The sequence below is a fragment of the Maribacter stanieri genome, assembly GCF_900112245.1.
Classification (GTDB): Bacteria; Bacteroidota; Bacteroidia; order Flavobacteriales; family Flavobacteriaceae; genus Maribacter; species Maribacter stanieri.
This window is the reverse complement of record NZ_FOYX01000001.1, coordinates 1,246,183-1,263,204: the sequence shown is the minus strand read 5'-3', so window position 1 is coordinate 1,263,204 and position 17,022 is coordinate 1,246,183. Positions and strand designations below refer to the sequence as shown.

The window sequence follows — 17,022 nt, the reverse complement described above, 5'->3', positions numbered from 1 at the left end:
TCACTAGCCTAAATAAAATGAAAGGATATATCTACATAACAACCAATAAAAATAAAACAGTTATTTATGTTGGAGCTACAGATGACATTAAAAGAAGAATGAATGAACACAAAAACAGAATATATCCAAATGCTTTCACCAAGAAATACAATTGCGATATTCTAGTTTATTTTGAGGAATTTGAAAATGTGGAAGATGCATTTAAAAGAGAATTGAAATTAAAAGCTGGCAATCGGAAAAAAAAAGGAAGAGTTAATAAACTCAATGAATCCTGAATGGGGTGATCTTTCCATTAATTGGTTAGACGATAATTTTCAACTTCGGAACAAAAAATAAAATTCAAGAATAAATTAAACAGATTGCTTCGCTTTGCTCGCAATGGTAAAAAGACAAGAACTTTACGATATCGCAGAAAATTGGTTTCAGGAACAAAGCTGGAAACCTTTTAAATTCCAAAAAGATACTTGGAAGGCTTTTCTACAGGGTAAAAATGGACTATTAAATGCCCCAACAGGCAGTGGTAAAACCTATGCATTGTGGTTTCCTATAGTACTGAATTACATTAAGAACAATCCTAATTATAAAACTGAACACAAAAAGGGATTAAAGGCAATTTGGATTACTCCGCTGCGTGCATTATCCCAAGAAATAAAACAATCCGCAGAGCGCATCACCTTAGATTTAGGTACGCAAATGACAGTAGGCATCCGTTCTGGCGATACTTCTACAAAGGAAAGGGCACAGCAAAAAAAGCAAATGCCAGATCTGCTAATCACCACTCCAGAAAGTCTACAATTACTATTGGCTACAAAGGGGTACGATAAAATTTTCAAAGATTGTTCAGCTATAATTGTTGATGAATGGCATGAAATATTAGGCACAAAACGAGGTGTACAAATGGAACTTGCCTTATCTCGGCTTAAAAATGTATCCCCTCAATTAAGAATTTGGGGCATATCTGCAACCATTGGTAATTTAGAACAAGCCAGAGATGTGTTACTGGGTATTGAATCTAAAGCTCTAGAAAACTCCGTTCTCATCAAAGCCAATATCAATAAGAAGATAACCGTAAAGAGTATTATTCCGAAAAAGATGGAAACCTTTCCTTGGCGAGGTCATTTGGGACTTCATTTATTAGAAGAGGTAATTCCCATTATTAATAATAGCAAAACCACCCTGCTGTTCACAAATACCAGAAGTCAGTGCGAAATTTGGTTTCAGAAAATTTTAGAAAAGCATCCAGAATATGCAGGTGAAATGGCAATGCATCATGGCAGTATAAATAAAGAGACAAGAGTTTGGGTTGAAAATGCCATTAGAAATGAGGAATTAAAAGCTGTGGTTTGCACCTCTAGTTTAGACTTGGGAGTAGATTTTGCACCTGTTGAAACAGTTGTACAAATAGGAGGTCCAAAAGGTGTTGCCCGTTTTTTACAACGTGCAGGGCGTAGCGGTCATAGACCTGGTAAAGAAAGTGTAATTTATTTTCTACCCACTCACGCCATAGAACTTATAGAAGCATCGGCATTACAAAAAGCGGTAAAGTTGAACACCGTAGAAGACCGAATGCCCTATCTTAATAGTTATGACGTGCTTTTACAGTATTTAACCACATTGGCGATTTCAGACGGATTCTATCCTAAAGAAATTTACCAAGAAGTAAAACAGACTTTTTGCTATCAAGCCCTTACCGAAGATAAATGGCAATGGTTATTGAACTTTTTGGTTATGGGTAGTCAAAGTTTACAGAGCTACGACGAATACAAAAAAGTAGAAGTTGAAGAAGACGGAAAATTCAAGGTCAACAATCGTGGCGTAGCAATGCGGCATCGTTTTCAAATTGGCACCATAGTAGGCGATGTCAATTTAGCTGTAAAGTATCAAAAAGGAGGATATATAGGTTCTATTGAAGAATTTTTCATTTCTAAACTTAACAAAGGTGATGTATTCACATTTGCTGGCAGAAATTTAGAGTTTATTCGAATTAAAGAAATGACCGTACAGGTGCGAAATTCCAATAAGAAAACCAATAAAATTTCTAGTTGGATGGGAAGTCGTCTAACCCTATCTGCACAAATGTCTGAGCTGCTCAGAAATGAACTGTACAGCTCGGGCGAACCAATAAAAAATCAATCTGCAGAAATAAGAGCATTGAAACCTCTTTTTGACAGACAACGACGAGATAGTATAGTACCCAAACCATCAGAATTTCTAATTGAAACCTTTAAAACTCGCGATGGCTACCATCATCTCTTTTATCCTTTTGAAGGTAGATTTGTACATGAAGCCATGGGCAGTTTATTAGGGTATCGAATTAGCCTACTATCCCCTGTTACCTTTTCATTAGCGTTTAACGATTATGGTTTTGAACTTTTATCAGATCAGCCCATAGATATTCAACAAGTGTTAGATAATGATTTGTTTACCACAGATTTTATGCTGGATGATTTACAAAAAAGTTTGAATGCCACCGAAATGGCACGCCGTAGATTTAGGGATGTTGCTATTATTAGCGGAATGGTATTTACTGGCTACCCTAAAAAAGGGATTAAAATGAAGCATTTACAAAGCAGTTCTCAATTACTGTTCGATGTTTTTAGAGATTACGAACCAGATAATTTATTGTTTCAACAAGCCTTTACCGAAACTTTTGAACACCAGTTGGAAGAAGGTCGTTTGAGACTTTCTTTAGAGCGTATTGCTAAGCAAGATATTGTTTGGAAAGCATGTGAGCAACCCACACCATTTTCTTTCCCTTTAATTACGGAACGTGTGGGGCGCGAAAAACTATCAAGTGAAAAATTAGCTGACCGAATTAAAAAAATGGCTGCACTGTTGATGAAGAAATAGGTAATTTTGCATCGATGACCCATTCAATTACCCTTCATAATCAAACTTTTGAAATGCACTTTTCTGGCGCGCTCTTTTGGGTAGAGATATCAATGCTATTGATTAGTGATGTTCATTTAGGTAAAGTTTCGCATTTTAGAAAATACGGTGCTGCAGTTCCACAACAGGCAGTGCAGCAAAATTTTGATGCATTAACCTCGGTAGTGAATCATTTTAAACCAAAATCAATACTTTTTTTAGGCGATTTGTTTCATTCTGCATTAAACACAGAATGGCTTCTTTTTGAACAATGGGTGAAGGCTACTCCACAAGAAATAATTTTAGTAAGCGGTAATCACGATATTATTTCTCCACTGAAATATGAAGAATTACATATAAAAGTAATTCCAGAATTAGTATTAGAATCTTTTCTTTTGACCCATCACCCAGAAGAACGAGATGGTTTATTCAACTTTTCAGGACATATACATCCAGCTATTAAACTTAGCGGACTAGGAAGACAATCTGTACGGTTACCTTGCTTTTACAAAACAGAACATCAAATGATAGTACCGGCATTTGGTGAATTTACAGGTACTTATACCTTAGAACCATGCAATGGTTGTGAAGTTTATGCCCTTTTAGGCGATGCCGTGCTGCCCGTTCCTATAAAAGAGGTGAAAAAGAAACGTAATTACCGAAAATAGATCGTTTAATGTGCTAAAGAGCATAACTTTATAAGATATCCATTATAGTTTTACACGTATGAAAAAGAAACTAGCAGTACTTAATTTAGCATCTGTAATTTTAGTCATTATAGTAAATTACATTTCGCAAGCATTTTCGCTAAACGATACTACAATTGGCGAAATGAGCGCACAGTATGAAAATCTGTTTACTCCCGCAGCATATGCATTTGCCATTTGGGGTGTAATCTTTTTAGCATTGTTGGGCTATGGCATATTTCAAGTAAAAAGAGCCTTTTTCAGTGATAAACCAAGTGAATTTATTGAACAGACTGGTTATTGGTTTGCCTTAGCGAATATTTTAAACTGTTGTTGGGTAATTGCTTTTATGTACAATTACACCGGACTCTCAGTGGTTATTATGTTTGGAATATTACTTTCATTGATTAAGATTATTCTAAATACCAATATGGAGCGTTGGGATGCCCCAATATCAGTCATCGCATTTGTTTGGTGGCCCATTTGTTTTTACAGCGGATGGATATCTGTAGCTACCATCGCAAATATTTCTGCATATTTAAGCAAACTAGATTGGAACGGCGGAGTACTATCTGAACAAGCATGGACGATAAACATGATTGTAGCGGCGACTGTGATTAATCTTCTTATGATATGGAAAAGAAATATGCGCGAATTTGCTCTTGTTGGTGTTTGGGCATTGTTCGCCATTTATGTACGACATAATGAATCAAATATTTATATTGCTTACTCAGCAATGACAGGCACAATTATTCTCTTTATTGCCATTGCTTTTCATGCATTCAAAAACCGAGAAACTAGTCCGTTTAAAAAATTGCAAGAACGATTACAAGAGAAATCTTAAACCATACTTTTTATATCATTACCCCAAGATGGATAAGAGAATATAGTAGATTTTATATCGCGATCAGTCATTTTATTATTTATTGCCATGGTAAATATATTGATGGTTTCACCAGCATCAGGCCCTATGAGGTGTGCACCCACAATTTCTCCAGTTCTATCGTTCATAATCACTTTGTACGCGTACAATGGTGCATTTATTCGTTTTGCATTAAACCAGTCGGTCGCGACCTCAAAATTCACTCTTATATTTTTATAACGACTACGTGCTTCATCTTCAGAATACCCTACTGTAGCCAAGTTCGGCGAAGTAAATACCACAGACGGTATCACTGGCACCTCTAATTTTTTATCATTTCCATTAATTATATTTTCGGCAACAACATAACCTTGCCTACCCGAAAGCGGCGTGAGCGGTAAATTCTTATCAGAAACGTCTCCGCAAGCATAAACATTTGAATTACTAGTACTTTGCAAATAAGCATTTGTTGCTACGCCATTATCTTCAAATTGAACATTCCCCTTTTCTAAATCTAAACCTGTCAATGCGGGTACACGACCAGCGGTATTAAAAAATGCTTCGGCTTCAATAGTGTGTTCCCTCCTTTCTAACTCATAAGTTAGCGTGAGTTTTTTTCGTTGCTTTTTCAATACTGTAGGTGTTGCATTGAAGATGAAATTAATCCCAAGTGTTTCAGAGTACTTTCTAAGCTCGTTTACCAAATCTGCATCAAAAGCATGCAAAGGTCTTTTACCTGTATCTATAACCGTGACCTCGGCGCCAGCTCTTGCTGCCATATGAGCAAATTCCATCCCAATATAGCCACCACCTACAAACACGATTTGTTTCGGTAATTTTTTAAGATTTAGAAAATCATCACTATTCTTAAAATGTTTGGCTCCGGGAATTTCCAGTTTTCGTGGTATTTGCCCTGTGGCAATAATTATTTTCTTGGCTTTAATTTTTTTCCCCTCTACCAAAAGCGTATTCTCATCTAAAAATTCAGGAGATTGGTGAAACAACTTCATTCCTTTCCCATTTAAATTTTGTTCAGTAGATGCCGGTATCTTAGCGGTGAACTTTCTTTTGAATTTTTGTAATTGCTTCCAATTGACTTTTACAACCTTATCTATTCCCTTTCCTTTTAAATTTGCACTTAACTCATAAGCCTCTAGGGCACCAAGTAATATCTTTTTAGGATCACAACCTCTATTTGCACAAGTACCGCCAAATTCTCGGTTATCGGCAATGGCAACCTTCATCCCCTCTACTATACAAGCTTTGGCAACAGTTTGCCCTGCAATACCGCTTCCTATTACAAAAACATCAAATTCATTCTCATCCATAACACTACCTTTTTTTGCTGAATACCAAAATGCAACTTTTTAAGGGCAATAGGTAACCCATATTCGATAATAATGAATCGTATCCATTTCTTAGGTATGCTTATATTTGCACAAATTTTAAACTGTTGAGTCATTCTTCTATCCAACAACGGTACAATCAGTCTCCCCAAATAGGGAAACTGCAAAATACTATTGCCGATTCTGAAAATTCAGAATCTAAAAACATTCAATTAAAAGGTCTTGTAGGATCATCACTTTCATTTGTACTCTCAAGTATCTTTAATACAGAGTCACGCCCTTTCTTGGCTATTTTTAATGACAAGGAAGAAGCTGCTTACTATTTAAATGATTTAGAAAGACTTATTGGTGAAGATAAAGTGCTGTTCTACCCTGGTAGTTACAGAAGACCTTATCAAATTGAAGAAACCGATAATGCGAATGTATTATTACGCGCAGAAGTTTTAAACAGGATAAATTCTAGAAAAAAGCCTGCTGTAATCGTCACTTACCCCGACGCACTTTTTGAAAAAGTAGTAACTAGAAAAGAACTGGATAAGAATACCCTAAAAATGAAATTAGGGGATACGCTTTCATTAGATTTTTTAAACGAAATTTTATTTGAATATAAATTTAAACGTGTAGATTTCATAACAGAACCTGGGGAGTTTTCTGTACGTGGTGGTATTGTAGATGTTTATTCTTTCTCTCATGATGAACCATATAGAATAGAATTTTTTGGCGATGAAATTGATAGTATAAGAACTTTTGATGTTGAGACGCAACTATCAAAAGAAAAAGTAAAATCAATTACTATAGTGCCGAATATGGCAGATAAGTTTTTGATTGAAAAAAGACAAAGTTTTTTAACCTACGTTGCCAATAATACATTGGTATTTGCAAAAAACACCGACTTACTTTACGACCGATTAGATGATTTTTTTAATAAGGCAAAAGAAGCTTTTACTAAATTATCTAAAGACATAAAACATGCTGAGCCCGAAGAATTATTTATGGGCGGCGCAGAATTTAAGCAACAACTTGCTGGCTTCACTTTATTAACACAATATGCAAAACGAGATGCTGAGCATCTTGTTGAGTTTCATTCAAAACCTCAACCTTCTTTCAATAAAAAGTTCGATTTACTAATTGAAAATCTGAACGGCTATAAAGATCAAGGGTACACTAACTATATATTTTGTGCCAGTGAGCAGCAAGCCAAGCGTTTTCATGATATTTTTGAGGAAGTAAACGAGCAGGTACACTATCAAATAATTGTATTTCCACTTTTTCAAGGTTTTGTAGATGATGAACAAAAACTAGTTTGCTATACAGATCATCAAATATTTGAACGATACCACAAGTTCCATTTGAAGAATGGTTACGCTAAAAAGCAAGCTATTACTTTAAAGGAATTGAACAAGCTTGAAATTGGTGATTACGTAACGCACATAGATCATGGTATCGGTAAATTCGGCGGACTCCAAAAAATTGATGTAGAAGGTAAAAAACAAGAGGCCATAAAATTGATGTATGGCGAGCGTGATATCCTTTACGTAAGCATACACTCGTTACACAAAATATCAAAATTCAATGGTAAAGATGGTGCACCACCTAAAATTTACAAATTAGGTTCAGGTGCTTGGAAAAAAATAAAGGAAAAGACCAAATCGCGTGTTAAGAAAATCGCGTTTAATCTTATCAAAATTTATGCAAAACGAAGACTAGAAAAAGGGTTTCAGTACAACCCTGACAGTTATTTGCAAAATGAATTAGAAGCATCATTTATTTACGAAGACACCCCTGATCAAAGTACGGCTACCGAAGATGTCAAAAGAGACATGGAAAGTGAGCGTCCTATGGATCGTTTAATTTGTGGCGATGTTGGTTTTGGTAAAACTGAAATTGCTATCCGCGCAGCTTTTAAGGCTGTTGATAATGGTAAGCAAGTGGCAGTCTTAGTACCTACCACCATATTGGCATTTCAACATCACCGTACATTTGTAGAACGATTAAAAGATATGCCGGTAACGGTAGATTATTTGAATCGATTTAGAACGGCGAAAGAGAAAAAAGATACTATACAGCGTTTAGGTGAGGGTAAAGTTGATATTATAATTGGCACACATCAATTGGTGAACAAGAATGTTCAATTTAAAGACCTAGGGCTTTTAATTGTTGACGAAGAACAAAAATTTGGAGTTGCCGTAAAGGACAAATTAAAATCTATTAAAGAAAATGTAGATGTACTTACATTGACGGCAACACCGATACCACGTACATTACAGTTTAGTTTAATGGCAGCTCGTGACCTTTCTACAATTACAACAGCTCCGCCAAATAGATATCCAATAGAAAGTCAGGTTATACGCTTTAATGAAGAGACTATTAGAGATGCTGTTAGTTATGAAATAGAAAGAGGTGGTCAAATATTCTTTATTCATAATCGTATTGAAAACATTAAAGAAGTTGCAGGTATGATCCAAAGATTGGTGCCCGATGCTAAAGTAGGCATAGGACATGGTCAAATGGAAGGCAAGAAGCTAGAAGCTTTAATGCTAGGATTCATGAATAGTGAATTTGATGTATTAGTATCTACAACCATAGTTGAAAGCGGTTTAGATGTTACCAATGCCAACACCATTTTCATTAACAACGCCAATAACTTTGGATTGAGCGATTTACACCAAATGCGAGGTCGTGTTGGTCGTGGCAATAAGAAAGCATTCTGTTATTTCATTACTCCGCCTTACGAAGTTATGACTAGTGATGCCCGTAAACGTATTGAAGCCCTAGAACAGTTTACAGAATTAGGTAGCGGTTTTAATATTGCCATGAAAGATTTAGAAATTCGTGGTGCCGGAGATTTATTAGGCGGCGAACAAAGTGGCTTTATTAATGAGATTGGTTTTGAAACCTATCAAAAAATATTGGCAGAAGCAATTGACGAGTTAAAAGAGAATGAATTCAAGGACCTTTATGAAGAAGTAGAAGGCAAACATGAAAAGGTTTTCGTCAAAGAAACCCAGATAGATTCTGACTTTGAATTGCTTTTTCCAGATGATTATATTAACAATATTACAGAAAGGCTTACCTTATACACCAATCTTAACCAAGTAAAGGATGAAGAAGCACTTCAAAAATTTGAAGCACAACTCGTAGATCGTTTTGGGGAATTGCCTGATGAAGCACAAGATTTACTAAACTCTGTTCGCATAAAATGGATAGCGAACAGTATTGGTTTAGAGAAAATTGTGATGAAACAAGGGAAAATGATTGGGTACTTTATAAGCGACCAACAATCAGAATTTTACCAGACATCAACTTTTACTAGAGTATTGCAATATGTACAATCTCATGCACAGCAATGTAAGATTAAAGAAAAAAAGACCCGCAATGGGTTAAGGTTATTATTAGTTTTTGAAGGCATACATTCTGCCGATAGAGCATATTTGGCTTTAAAGCCGTTTGAAACAAAAGAAAAAACAAATGCGTAATATGGAATTTGAAATATCAGAAAAACTGGCAATGGTCCATTTAATAGATTCTGTAATTGTAGCTGATGGTGAAGTTCATAAAGGCGAGATTAACGCTTTAAGCAAATTAATGTCGGTAATAGATTTTGATAGTAATTTTATGATTCAGGCACGTGCTATTGATATTGAACAAAGCACGAATATTTTAAAAGACATGTCTGAAGAGAAGAAATGCAAGTTGGCTGAAATTTTAGAGGATGTCGCAGTTTCAGATGGTCATTATCATGAAAAAGAAAACAATATAATTAGACACGTTTTTTCGGAAATTGGTATTTCAAAAAAGCATAAGTCCATTTAAGTTTTAAAGCAAAAACTTCTTGCGTATCTTACGGTTGTAATTAATATAAATACATCGTTTTGAGCGAAATCAAAGTTTCATCTGAGGAAATGAAATTGGTTCTATCCAAATTGTTCCTTAAATATTCCTTCTCTAAAGTACAAGCAGAAACACTTGCTAAAATTCACACAGAAAGTAGCATAGATGGTATTTACTCGCATGGTATTAATAGAGTTCCAGTTTTTATAGACTACATCAACAAAGGTTTAATAGATATAGATGCTATAGCAAGTAAAGTAACTTCTATGGGCAGTATAGAACGCTGGGATGGAAACTTAGGCTCAGGGATATTAAATGCCTTAAAATGTACCGATAGAGCAATTGATTTGGCAAAGGCAAATGGTATGGGTTTAGTTGCGCTTAGAAATACTAATCATTGGATGCGTGGTGGCACCTACGGTTGGCGAGCTGCAGAACAAGGTTGCATTTCTATTATGTTCACCAATACAATTCCCAATATGCCAGCGTGGGGCGGTCAAGAAAATAGAATTGGTAATAATCCCTTAGTGATTTCCATACCTAGAAAAGAAGGACATGTAGTATTAGACATGGCATTATCTCAATTTTCATTCGGGAAAATGCAAAGTTTAGATTTAAAAAACGAAGAGCTTCCTTTTAATGGTGGATGGGATTCGAATAATCAATTGAGTAAGAATCCTAAAGACATTATGAATTCTGGTAGAGCATTACCTGTAGGATATTGGAAAGGATCTGCCCTTTCTATGATTTTAGATATGCTGGCAACTTTACTTTCTGCGGGTAATTCTACTTATAAAATTGGACTGAAAAAAAATGAGGCCGCATTATCACAGGTGTTTATGTGTATAGACCCATCAACTTTTTCAGATGCCGAAATCCAAGAAAACTTATTGAACGAGATTATCCAATTCACCCATGATGGTCCACCAATGAAAATGGGTAATAAAACCTTTTACCCAGGAGAACGAACCCTCTCTACTAGATTAAAAAATCAAAAAGAAGGCATGATGGTAAATTCTAAAATATGGGAACAAGTACTTCAATTGTAAAACTAGACTTAAACTCGCTTATTTTATTTTCGTACTTTCAAAACACTCATATCAACCTAACAATCATGAAAAAATTACTTTATTACTTTACGCTACTTTTAATTGTAACCTCATGCAAAGAATCTGCAAAAAAAGAGGCCGTTGTAGAACCAGAAATAATTACAACAACTGCAAAAGCTCGAATAGATTCTGTTCTTAAAAGTTTTGTAGATGCAAAAAACATAGCTGGTGTTTCTGCACTAATATTCGAAAAAGGAGAAGAAGTATATTACAATGCATTTGGTTACGCAGACATTGCTGCAAATAAACTGATGGACAGGAATACGATTGTTCAAATCTATTCTATGACTAAGCCAATTACAGGCACTGCTTTGATGACTCTATATGAAGAAGGTAAATTTAAGTTAGACGAACCAATTTCTAAGTATATTCCTGAATTTGCAAACATGACCGTTTACACAGGGGTAGATGCTAAAGGAAATGTGTTAACCGAACCGTTACATAGAGAAATAACTATTAGAGATATTACAAGACATACTGCAGGTTTCCCAAATAGAGATGACATACCTGGCTTAAGCAAGTTATTTAAGGATGCAGACGCAATGAACCGAGAAAACACCCTTACCCAAATGGGAAAAAAAATGGGAGAAGTTCCTTTATGGTTTCAGCCTGGTACTCAATGGGAATATGGACCAAGTGTAGATGTGCAAGCTTTACTGGTTGAAAGAATTTCCGGAAAACCTTATGGCGAATATGTACAAAAACATCTGCTAAGTCCTCTTGAGATGAACGAGACCAGATATTATATTCCTGAAGAAGATAGAGACCGGTTCGCCAAACTATACATTAGAAAAGATGAAGGTGTATTAGTACAAGACACAATAACATACAGCAATTATACAGTACATTGGCCATTAACACGTGGCGGTTCTGGTCTTACTTCTACTTTAGATAATTATATGCGTTTTGCCCAAATGCTTGTACACGAAGGTAGTTTAGATACTGTGCAAATTCTTAAACCTGAAACTATAAAATTAATGGCTACCAACCAATTGGCAGATAGTATTACAGAACGTTCATGGTTACCAACTAAAGGGCAGGTAGGATTTGGTATTGACTTTGCCGTTCGTGTAGCACCACCAAAAACTCCAGAAGAAAACCATGGTGTAGTAGGTGAATTTTATTGGGATGGAGCTGCCTCTACTTTATTTTGGGTCGACCCGGTAAATGAGTTAACTGCCGTTATGTTTGTACAGTTATTTCCATATGATCAAATAGGTTTGCACAAACAATTTAGAGATGCAGTTTATGGTCCATACCCATTTTAATGATTTTAGCTGTTAATTTTTAATATTGCAGAGAAACTCATTTAAAGAGTTATTTAAAAGTACTGTCCTTTTCCTTATCTTTCAACTCCAAAATAAAAAGCATGGAGTTTGAAGAGTTTGTAAAAGCAGCCTTTGTTAAGATGATTTATGAAGTTATAAAGGCAGATGGTAAAGTTCACCCGGCTGAGTTAGAAACATTGAACAAACTAAAAAGTACAATTGGTTTTGACGACGCATTCTTAGAGCGCGCAAAGTTGCTAGATTATGACAATGCAATAGTTACACTTTACAATTTACCGCACGAACAAAAGAAAGCTTTGGCAGATATTCTAGATGAAGTTGCAATTGCAGATGGAGCTGTCCATAAAAAAGAAATGGATCTTATCATAGAAACATTCATAAACATTGGATTAGGAGAAGAAACAGAGTAATGAGTAGTATAATAGATTTTACAAAAGAAGAGAAATTAGCCGTCGTGAAAATGGTTGATTACGTTATTCTAGCCGATAGCAAAGTGGCACCGGCAGAAATGCGATTTCTTACGCAATTAATGGAGCGTTTTACTTTTGATAGTTTCTTTGTAGGTCAAGCTCGTAATCTAGATAAAGACAAAGCATTCAATATTATTAAACTAATGTCTTTACCTAAGAAAAAAGAGTTAGCTAAATTATTAGATGATGTGGCCATTTCTGATGGTTATGTTCATGAAAAGGAACTTATTAAAATATCTGAAGCACTAAGTCACATGGGAATTGAAAAAGAATTATCATAACCTTTTCAGAATTAAAGCCCTCATTTGCCTCTTGATTATTACTTTTATTCATTGAAAAGTATATACTTCACTCCAATACTAATGAATAAGGAATTTCAGAATTAGAATAGCCAAAATTTTTGAACGATTCTATCAATGTTGGTCCGATAATTGTTTTTACATCATCATGAAAGTTATAACTAGTTTTTGCCTTTTACTTACCTCCCTAAATATATTAGCACAAGGATCAATCTCAGGAAATTTTTCTCCTCCAAAAGATTTTAAATGGCTTATAGCATATGAGTTAACACCAAACGGGGAACGCTATAGTACTGATACTGCTATAAAAGAAGGTTCTTTTACACTAGAAATGCCAGCTACGGCACAAGCGGGTATGTATAGATTAGTATATGCCGTACCACAAGATGAGTTTTATATTGATGTTATTTACAATAAAAAAGAAGATGTGAAATTTAATTTCAATCTTCAAAATGGATTGACAATTACTAATTCAGAAGAAAATAAATGGTATCATGAATATTTTTCTAAAATAACCGCAGCACAAGATAGATTGTTAGAATATTATGAGACCGGTAATGATTCTAAAAAAGAATATGGGGCAATTTTAAAAGAACTAAAAACGATACAAACCAATTTTGAAGAAGAACATGCTAGTAGCATAGCACATAAATTTATTAAAGCAAATAGAAGTTACATACCCACTGAATTCGAAAATTTAGAAACTTTTCTAAAAAACAAGAAGCAGCATCATTTCGATAATCTAAACATCAATGATCCTATTTTACAAGGGTCTAATTTCTTAACCGATAAGTTCGCTAGCTATGTTTTCTCTGCACTTCCTGCTGACATTAAAACAAAAGAGCAGCTAGAAATTGAAATTAACAAAAACATTAGAACTACTGCAGATTTCATTAAAACCACACCTAACGGATTTCAAGTTAAGGCGCTTCATCAATTATGGAAAATTGCTGAGGTCAATGAAATGGGCTCAGTACAAGATTTTATTTTCAAGAACCATTTAAAGAAATCGGCACTTGCTAATGACAATCAAAAATTAGTCGATGAGATTGAGATAGCATCTAGATTAAGAATAGGCGCTGTATCCCCAGATATTACCTGGGAAGCAAATGGCAAAAAACACTCACTTTTGACCATGGAGAAAGCTGAAAATTATTTGCTTGTTTTTTGGAGCAGTACCTGTTCTCATTGTCTTAAAGAACTTCCTCAACTTCATAAAGAATTGAAAGATTACGAAGGCCTTAAAATAATAGCTGTTGGCTTAGAAGATGACAACATTAACTGGAAAAAAGTATCTGCTACTTTACCGGCATTTAATCACGCCATCGCTTTAGGCAGATGGGAGAGCGATTATGCACAAACTTTTGGCATTCAAAGCACACCTACCTATTTTATTCTTGACAGTGAGAAAAGATTCTTAGCTAAACCTGAATCTGATAAAGAAGTAGTAGAATTTCTAGAAAACTAAAGAGATTTTAAATCCTTTATTGTTTTAAAGGCCATATCTACTTGTTCGTCATTTACTAAAATGGTAAACTCATTAGTTGTAGATATTACTTCGTAAAGCACAATACCTTCCCAAGCTAATCTTTGAAAGATAAAGTAATAGATACCAGGTACAGAAACATTCTCAGCAGGTAACTTTACCGTAATAGAAGAAAGCTCTTCTGCTTTTTGAGTGCATTTTTCATCCTTGAACAGTTTTTCAACTGTTTTATCCATCACATTGCTTATTACAATGTTAATCTCATTTACACCACGGCTAGAAGTATAAAAAACATCTTGATTATTATTGATTTCTTCTAGCAATTTAGCTTGATGTACCAATATTTTATCCGAAGCTAAAAAAGTATAATCCGTTAGTGAAGAACGCACAGTTATCTCTCCTATATTTTTTAGAACTTTTAAAATTTTATGGGTTGCCCTAAATTCAAGATCATCAGATAGGCGTTTCAATGCCATAACGATTGCACCATTACGAATGTCTTTACCTAATTCATGCTCAATCTCTGGTTTTACTATCCTAGATAGTGATGTAAGATTGATGATACCCTGTGCTAGAGCACTTTGTAAAAATGGCTTTTTCTTAATGTACTCTTCAACGACTGATGATATTGTTTTCATTTTACTGTATGGTTGTTGTGCAAATATAACAACTTGTTACAAATAAAACAAAATGTTTTTTAATAAATCTACTCTTTTAGTAGATTACTCAGAAATGATAAAAGGCAGATTCTAAATGTTCTAACTCAAATTTACTCTTATTTTTGAGGATGGTAATAATATCAAAACGCACTTCAACATCAAGATTATTATCTGTTATATAGTGGTCTGCCGCCATAACCAATAGTTTAATTTTTTTAACGGTAACCGTTTCAGCTATATTCTCTATAAAATCTGAACTTCTTGAACGAACTTCAACAATCGCCAAAATATCACCCTTTCGTGCTATAATATCAATTTCGGCCTGCAGGTATCTATAATTTTTATATGTAATTGTATATCCGTTCTTTTTGAGAAAATCAACCGCTATCTGTTCCCCTTCTTTTCCAAATTCATTGTGTTTTCCCATGATGTTGTTTGTGGATTGTGCAATTCATCGAAAATATTGGAATTTTAACGCCTTTTTACCAATAAATCTCGTTATTTGACTTCTGATTATCGAAAATAGATAGTTTTAAATACTATACCAAATTTCGAGACGTTTAGCATAGAAGCCCCAACTCTACGAACGTAATACAAACGCCTATTTTAAGATATGGAATATTTCATTAATTGTAATACTTCTACTCTTGCTCCGTATACAGCTAATCTAGATCAGCTAAGAGCATCACATTTATACAGACGATTAGGATTTAGTGCCTCTGTCGCCACCATAAACCAGGCTACCGGTCAATCTGCCGCTGCGTTGGTAGATAGCTTGGTTGATGAAGCCTTAAGCATGCCAGGAATAGCTACTCCTGCTTGGGCAAATTGGACCAATGCCAATTACCCAACAGATAGCGATGCTAGCAATCAATTAAAAAGAGAGCAGAAATCTGAGTTTCAATTGGCGTATGCCAATGGCTTGTTGAATAACAATTTACGTGATAGATTAAGCTTTTTCTGGAGCAATCATTTTGTTACGGAATTAGACGTATATAACTGTAACTCTTATTTATACGAATACATAGATTGCTTACAACGTAACGCTTTGGGCAATTTCAAAACCTTTACCAGTGAAATTGGGTTAACGAATGCCATGTTATATTACTTAGATGGTGTTTACAATAATGGTAACAATCCTAATGAAAATTATGGCCGTGAACTTTATGAGCTCTTTACACTTGGTGAAGGCAACGGCTATACTGAAGAAGATATCATTGAGACCGCAAAAGCTCTAAGTGGCTATGTAGAACGTGGTGAAATTGGATGTTCTCCAGTTGCTTTTGACCCAACTAAACATGATGGCAGTACTAAAACTATTTTAGGACAAACTGGTAACTGGGGTTATGACGATGTTATAAATATTCTCTTTGAACAAAGAGCACCAGAAATTGCAGAATTCATCTGCCGTAAATTGTATGAGTTCTTTGTACACCCAGATTCAAAAGACGAAGCAAATAATGCACAGTTGATCATTGATGGTTTAGCTGCTACATTTGTTTCTAATAATTTTGAGTTGGCACCGGTATTAAGACTTCTTTTTAAAAGTCAACACTTTTTTGACGATGAGGCTATCGGCGTAATTATAAAGAGCCCTATAGATTTCTATTTTAATACACTAAACGAATCAGGATTTAGCTATACAGATACCAATGTTGCCGAAATGGTAAATTATAGCGCATTATTAAGTCAAGAAATATTTGAACCTTTTGATGTTGCCGGTTGGCAAAGAAACAGGTCTTGGATCAATACCAATTTTATGATTGGGCGATGGCTTACCATTGAAAGCATTTTAGAGGAATTCTATATGGCCGACAATGAGCAGTTTAGAACACTAGGTCTAGAAATTTCAGGAAATGCCGGTTTAACCAGTTCAAATCCTGATGATGTTGCAAGACTTATTATAGATTTTATTCTCCCCAAAGGACTTCTAAACGAAGAAGAATACAATAAAGCATTCACCATATTTAGAAGCGATGTAGAGGATGTCTACTATGAAGGTGGTAATCAAGAATCTTGGACGTTGGCCACTTGGCAACAAGGTCCTTTTCAAGTATACCTCCTATTTCAATATTTAGCTAGACAACCAGAGTTTCAATTAAAATAACACCTACTGC

Annotated in this window: 15 protein-coding genes; 12 read left to right on the top strand and 3 right to left on the bottom strand. The window is 35.0% G+C overall.

From position 1 onward, the window contains the following. Positions 1 to 17: 17 nt before the first annotated feature. The 4 genes from BM296_RS05480 to BM296_RS05465 all read left to right on the top strand — a co-directional run bounded on the left by BM296_RS05480 (position 18) and on the right by BM296_RS05465 (position 4,398). On the top strand, positions 18 to 275 hold the full coding sequence (locus tag BM296_RS05480; protein ID WP_317041478.1) for a GIY-YIG nuclease family protein: 258 nt from the start codon (positions 18 to 20) through the stop codon (positions 273 to 275). Positions 276 to 378: 103 nt separating this feature from the next. After that, positions 379 to 2,850, top strand: coding sequence for a ligase-associated DNA damage response DEXH box helicase (locus tag BM296_RS05475; protein ID WP_091901973.1), 2,472 nt, complete (start codon positions 379 to 381; stop codon positions 2,848 to 2,850). 14 nt (positions 2,851 to 2,864) lie between these two features. Next, complete coding sequence (gene pdeM, locus BM296_RS05470) at positions 2,865 to 3,536, top strand: ligase-associated DNA damage response endonuclease PdeM (RefSeq protein ID WP_091901972.1); 672 nt, start codon at positions 2,865 to 2,867, stop codon at positions 3,534 to 3,536. A 58-nt stretch (positions 3,537 to 3,594) separates the two neighbouring features. After that, on the top strand, positions 3,595 to 4,398 hold the full coding sequence (locus BM296_RS05465; protein WP_091901970.1) for a TspO-related membrane protein: 804 nt from the start codon (positions 3,595 to 3,597) through the stop codon (positions 4,396 to 4,398). Here the strand turns inward: BM296_RS05465 and BM296_RS05460 are convergent. Next, positions 4,395 to 5,744 carry a dihydrolipoyl dehydrogenase family protein gene (locus tag BM296_RS05460; RefSeq protein WP_091901968.1) on the bottom strand — a complete coding sequence of 450 codons (1,350 nt, stop codon included), beginning with the start codon at positions 5,742 to 5,744 and terminating at the stop codon, positions 4,395 to 4,397. The two genes, BM296_RS05465 and BM296_RS05460, sit on opposite strands and share 4 nt — an antisense overlap. A gap of 125 nt (positions 5,745 to 5,869) precedes the next feature. Between BM296_RS05460 and mfd the strand changes: the two genes are divergently transcribed. The 7 genes from mfd (at position 5,870) to BM296_RS05425 (ending at position 14,228) form a co-directional block, all read left to right on the top strand. After that, the gene (gene mfd, locus BM296_RS05455; protein ID WP_091901966.1) at positions 5,870 to 9,238 is read left to right on the top strand and encodes a transcription-repair coupling factor; all 3,369 of its coding nucleotides are present in this window, start codon (positions 5,870 to 5,872) and stop codon (positions 9,236 to 9,238) included. Between the two features lies 1 nt (position 9,239). Beyond that, complete coding sequence (locus tag BM296_RS05450; protein WP_036145743.1) at positions 9,240 to 9,575, top strand: TerB family tellurite resistance protein; 336 nt, start codon at positions 9,240 to 9,242, stop codon at positions 9,573 to 9,575. Between the two features lie 59 nt (positions 9,576 to 9,634). After that, a complete protein-coding gene (gene yiaK / locus BM296_RS05445) occupies positions 9,635 to 10,642 on the top strand; it encodes a 3-dehydro-L-gulonate 2-dehydrogenase (protein ID WP_218157864.1) in 1,008 nt (335 codons plus the stop codon). Positions 10,643 to 10,707: 65 nt separating this feature from the next. Then, the gene (locus BM296_RS05440) at positions 10,708 to 11,970 is read left to right on the top strand and encodes a serine hydrolase domain-containing protein (RefSeq protein ID WP_027065190.1); all 1,263 of its coding nucleotides are present in this window, start codon (positions 10,708 to 10,710) and stop codon (positions 11,968 to 11,970) included. Positions 11,971 to 12,071: 101 nt separating this feature from the next. Next, a complete protein-coding gene (locus BM296_RS05435; protein ID WP_027065191.1) occupies positions 12,072 to 12,401 on the top strand; it encodes a hypothetical protein in 330 nt (109 codons plus the stop codon). Further along, positions 12,401 to 12,742 carry a tellurite resistance TerB family protein gene (locus BM296_RS05430; protein ID WP_091901964.1) on the top strand — a complete coding sequence of 114 codons (342 nt, stop codon included), beginning with the start codon at positions 12,401 to 12,403 and terminating at the stop codon, positions 12,740 to 12,742. Before BM296_RS05435 ends, BM296_RS05430 begins: the two co-directional genes overlap by 1 nt. 166 nt (positions 12,743 to 12,908) lie before the next feature. Continuing rightward, positions 12,909 to 14,228, top strand: a complete 1,320-nt coding sequence (locus BM296_RS05425) for a TlpA disulfide reductase family protein (protein ID WP_027065192.1) — start codon at positions 12,909 to 12,911, stop codon at positions 14,226 to 14,228. Here BM296_RS05425 and BM296_RS05420 read toward each other — a convergent pair. Both BM296_RS05420 and BM296_RS05415 read right to left on the bottom strand, forming a co-directional pair. Beyond that, complete coding sequence (locus BM296_RS05420; RefSeq protein WP_027065193.1) at positions 14,225 to 14,884, bottom strand: aspartate kinase; 660 nt, start codon at positions 14,882 to 14,884, stop codon at positions 14,225 to 14,227. The two genes, BM296_RS05425 and BM296_RS05420, sit on opposite strands and share 4 nt — an antisense overlap. 88 nt (positions 14,885 to 14,972) lie before the next feature. Beyond that, the gene (locus BM296_RS05415; RefSeq protein WP_027065194.1) at positions 14,973 to 15,332 is read right to left on the bottom strand and encodes a YraN family protein; all 360 of its coding nucleotides are present in this window, start codon (positions 15,330 to 15,332) and stop codon (positions 14,973 to 14,975) included. A gap of 186 nt (positions 15,333 to 15,518) precedes the next feature. On the opposite strand from BM296_RS05415, the gene BM296_RS05410 reads away from it, so the two are divergent. After that, positions 15,519 to 17,012 (top strand): DUF1800 domain-containing protein, encoded by a 1,494-nt coding sequence (locus tag BM296_RS05410; RefSeq protein ID WP_027065195.1) that lies wholly within the window; start codon positions 15,519 to 15,521, stop codon positions 17,010 to 17,012. Positions 17,013 to 17,022 lie beyond the last annotated feature (10 nt).

Coding starts and splice junctions, on each gene's coding strand:
- BM296_RS05480 (WP_317041478.1), top strand. CDS start 18: ATGAAAGGATATATCTACATAACAACCAATAAAAATAAAACAGTTATT.
- BM296_RS05475 (WP_091901973.1), top strand. CDS start 379: ATGGTAAAAAGACAAGAACTTTACGATATCGCAGAAAATTGGTTTCAG.
- pdeM (WP_091901972.1), top strand. CDS start 2,865: ATGACCCATTCAATTACCCTTCATAATCAAACTTTTGAAATGCACTTT.
- BM296_RS05465 (WP_091901970.1), top strand. CDS start 3,595: ATGAAAAAGAAACTAGCAGTACTTAATTTAGCATCTGTAATTTTAGTC.
- BM296_RS05460 (WP_091901968.1), bottom strand. CDS start 5,744: ATGGATGAGAATGAATTTGATGTTTTTGTAATAGGAAGCGGTATTGCA.
- BM296_RS05450 (WP_036145743.1), top strand. CDS start 9,240: ATGGAATTTGAAATATCAGAAAAACTGGCAATGGTCCATTTAATAGAT.
- BM296_RS05440 (WP_027065190.1), top strand. CDS start 10,708: ATGAAAAAATTACTTTATTACTTTACGCTACTTTTAATTGTAACCTCA.
- BM296_RS05435 (WP_027065191.1), top strand. CDS start 12,072: ATGGAGTTTGAAGAGTTTGTAAAAGCAGCCTTTGTTAAGATGATTTAT.
- BM296_RS05430 (WP_091901964.1), top strand. CDS start 12,401: ATGAGTAGTATAATAGATTTTACAAAAGAAGAGAAATTAGCCGTCGTG.
- BM296_RS05425 (WP_027065192.1), top strand. CDS start 12,909: ATGAAAGTTATAACTAGTTTTTGCCTTTTACTTACCTCCCTAAATATA.
- BM296_RS05420 (WP_027065193.1), bottom strand. CDS start 14,884: ATGAAAACAATATCATCAGTCGTTGAAGAGTACATTAAGAAAAAGCCA.
- BM296_RS05415 (WP_027065194.1), bottom strand. CDS start 15,332: ATGGGAAAACACAATGAATTTGGAAAAGAAGGGGAACAGATAGCGGTT.
- BM296_RS05410 (WP_027065195.1), top strand. CDS start 15,519: ATGGAATATTTCATTAATTGTAATACTTCTACTCTTGCTCCGTATACA.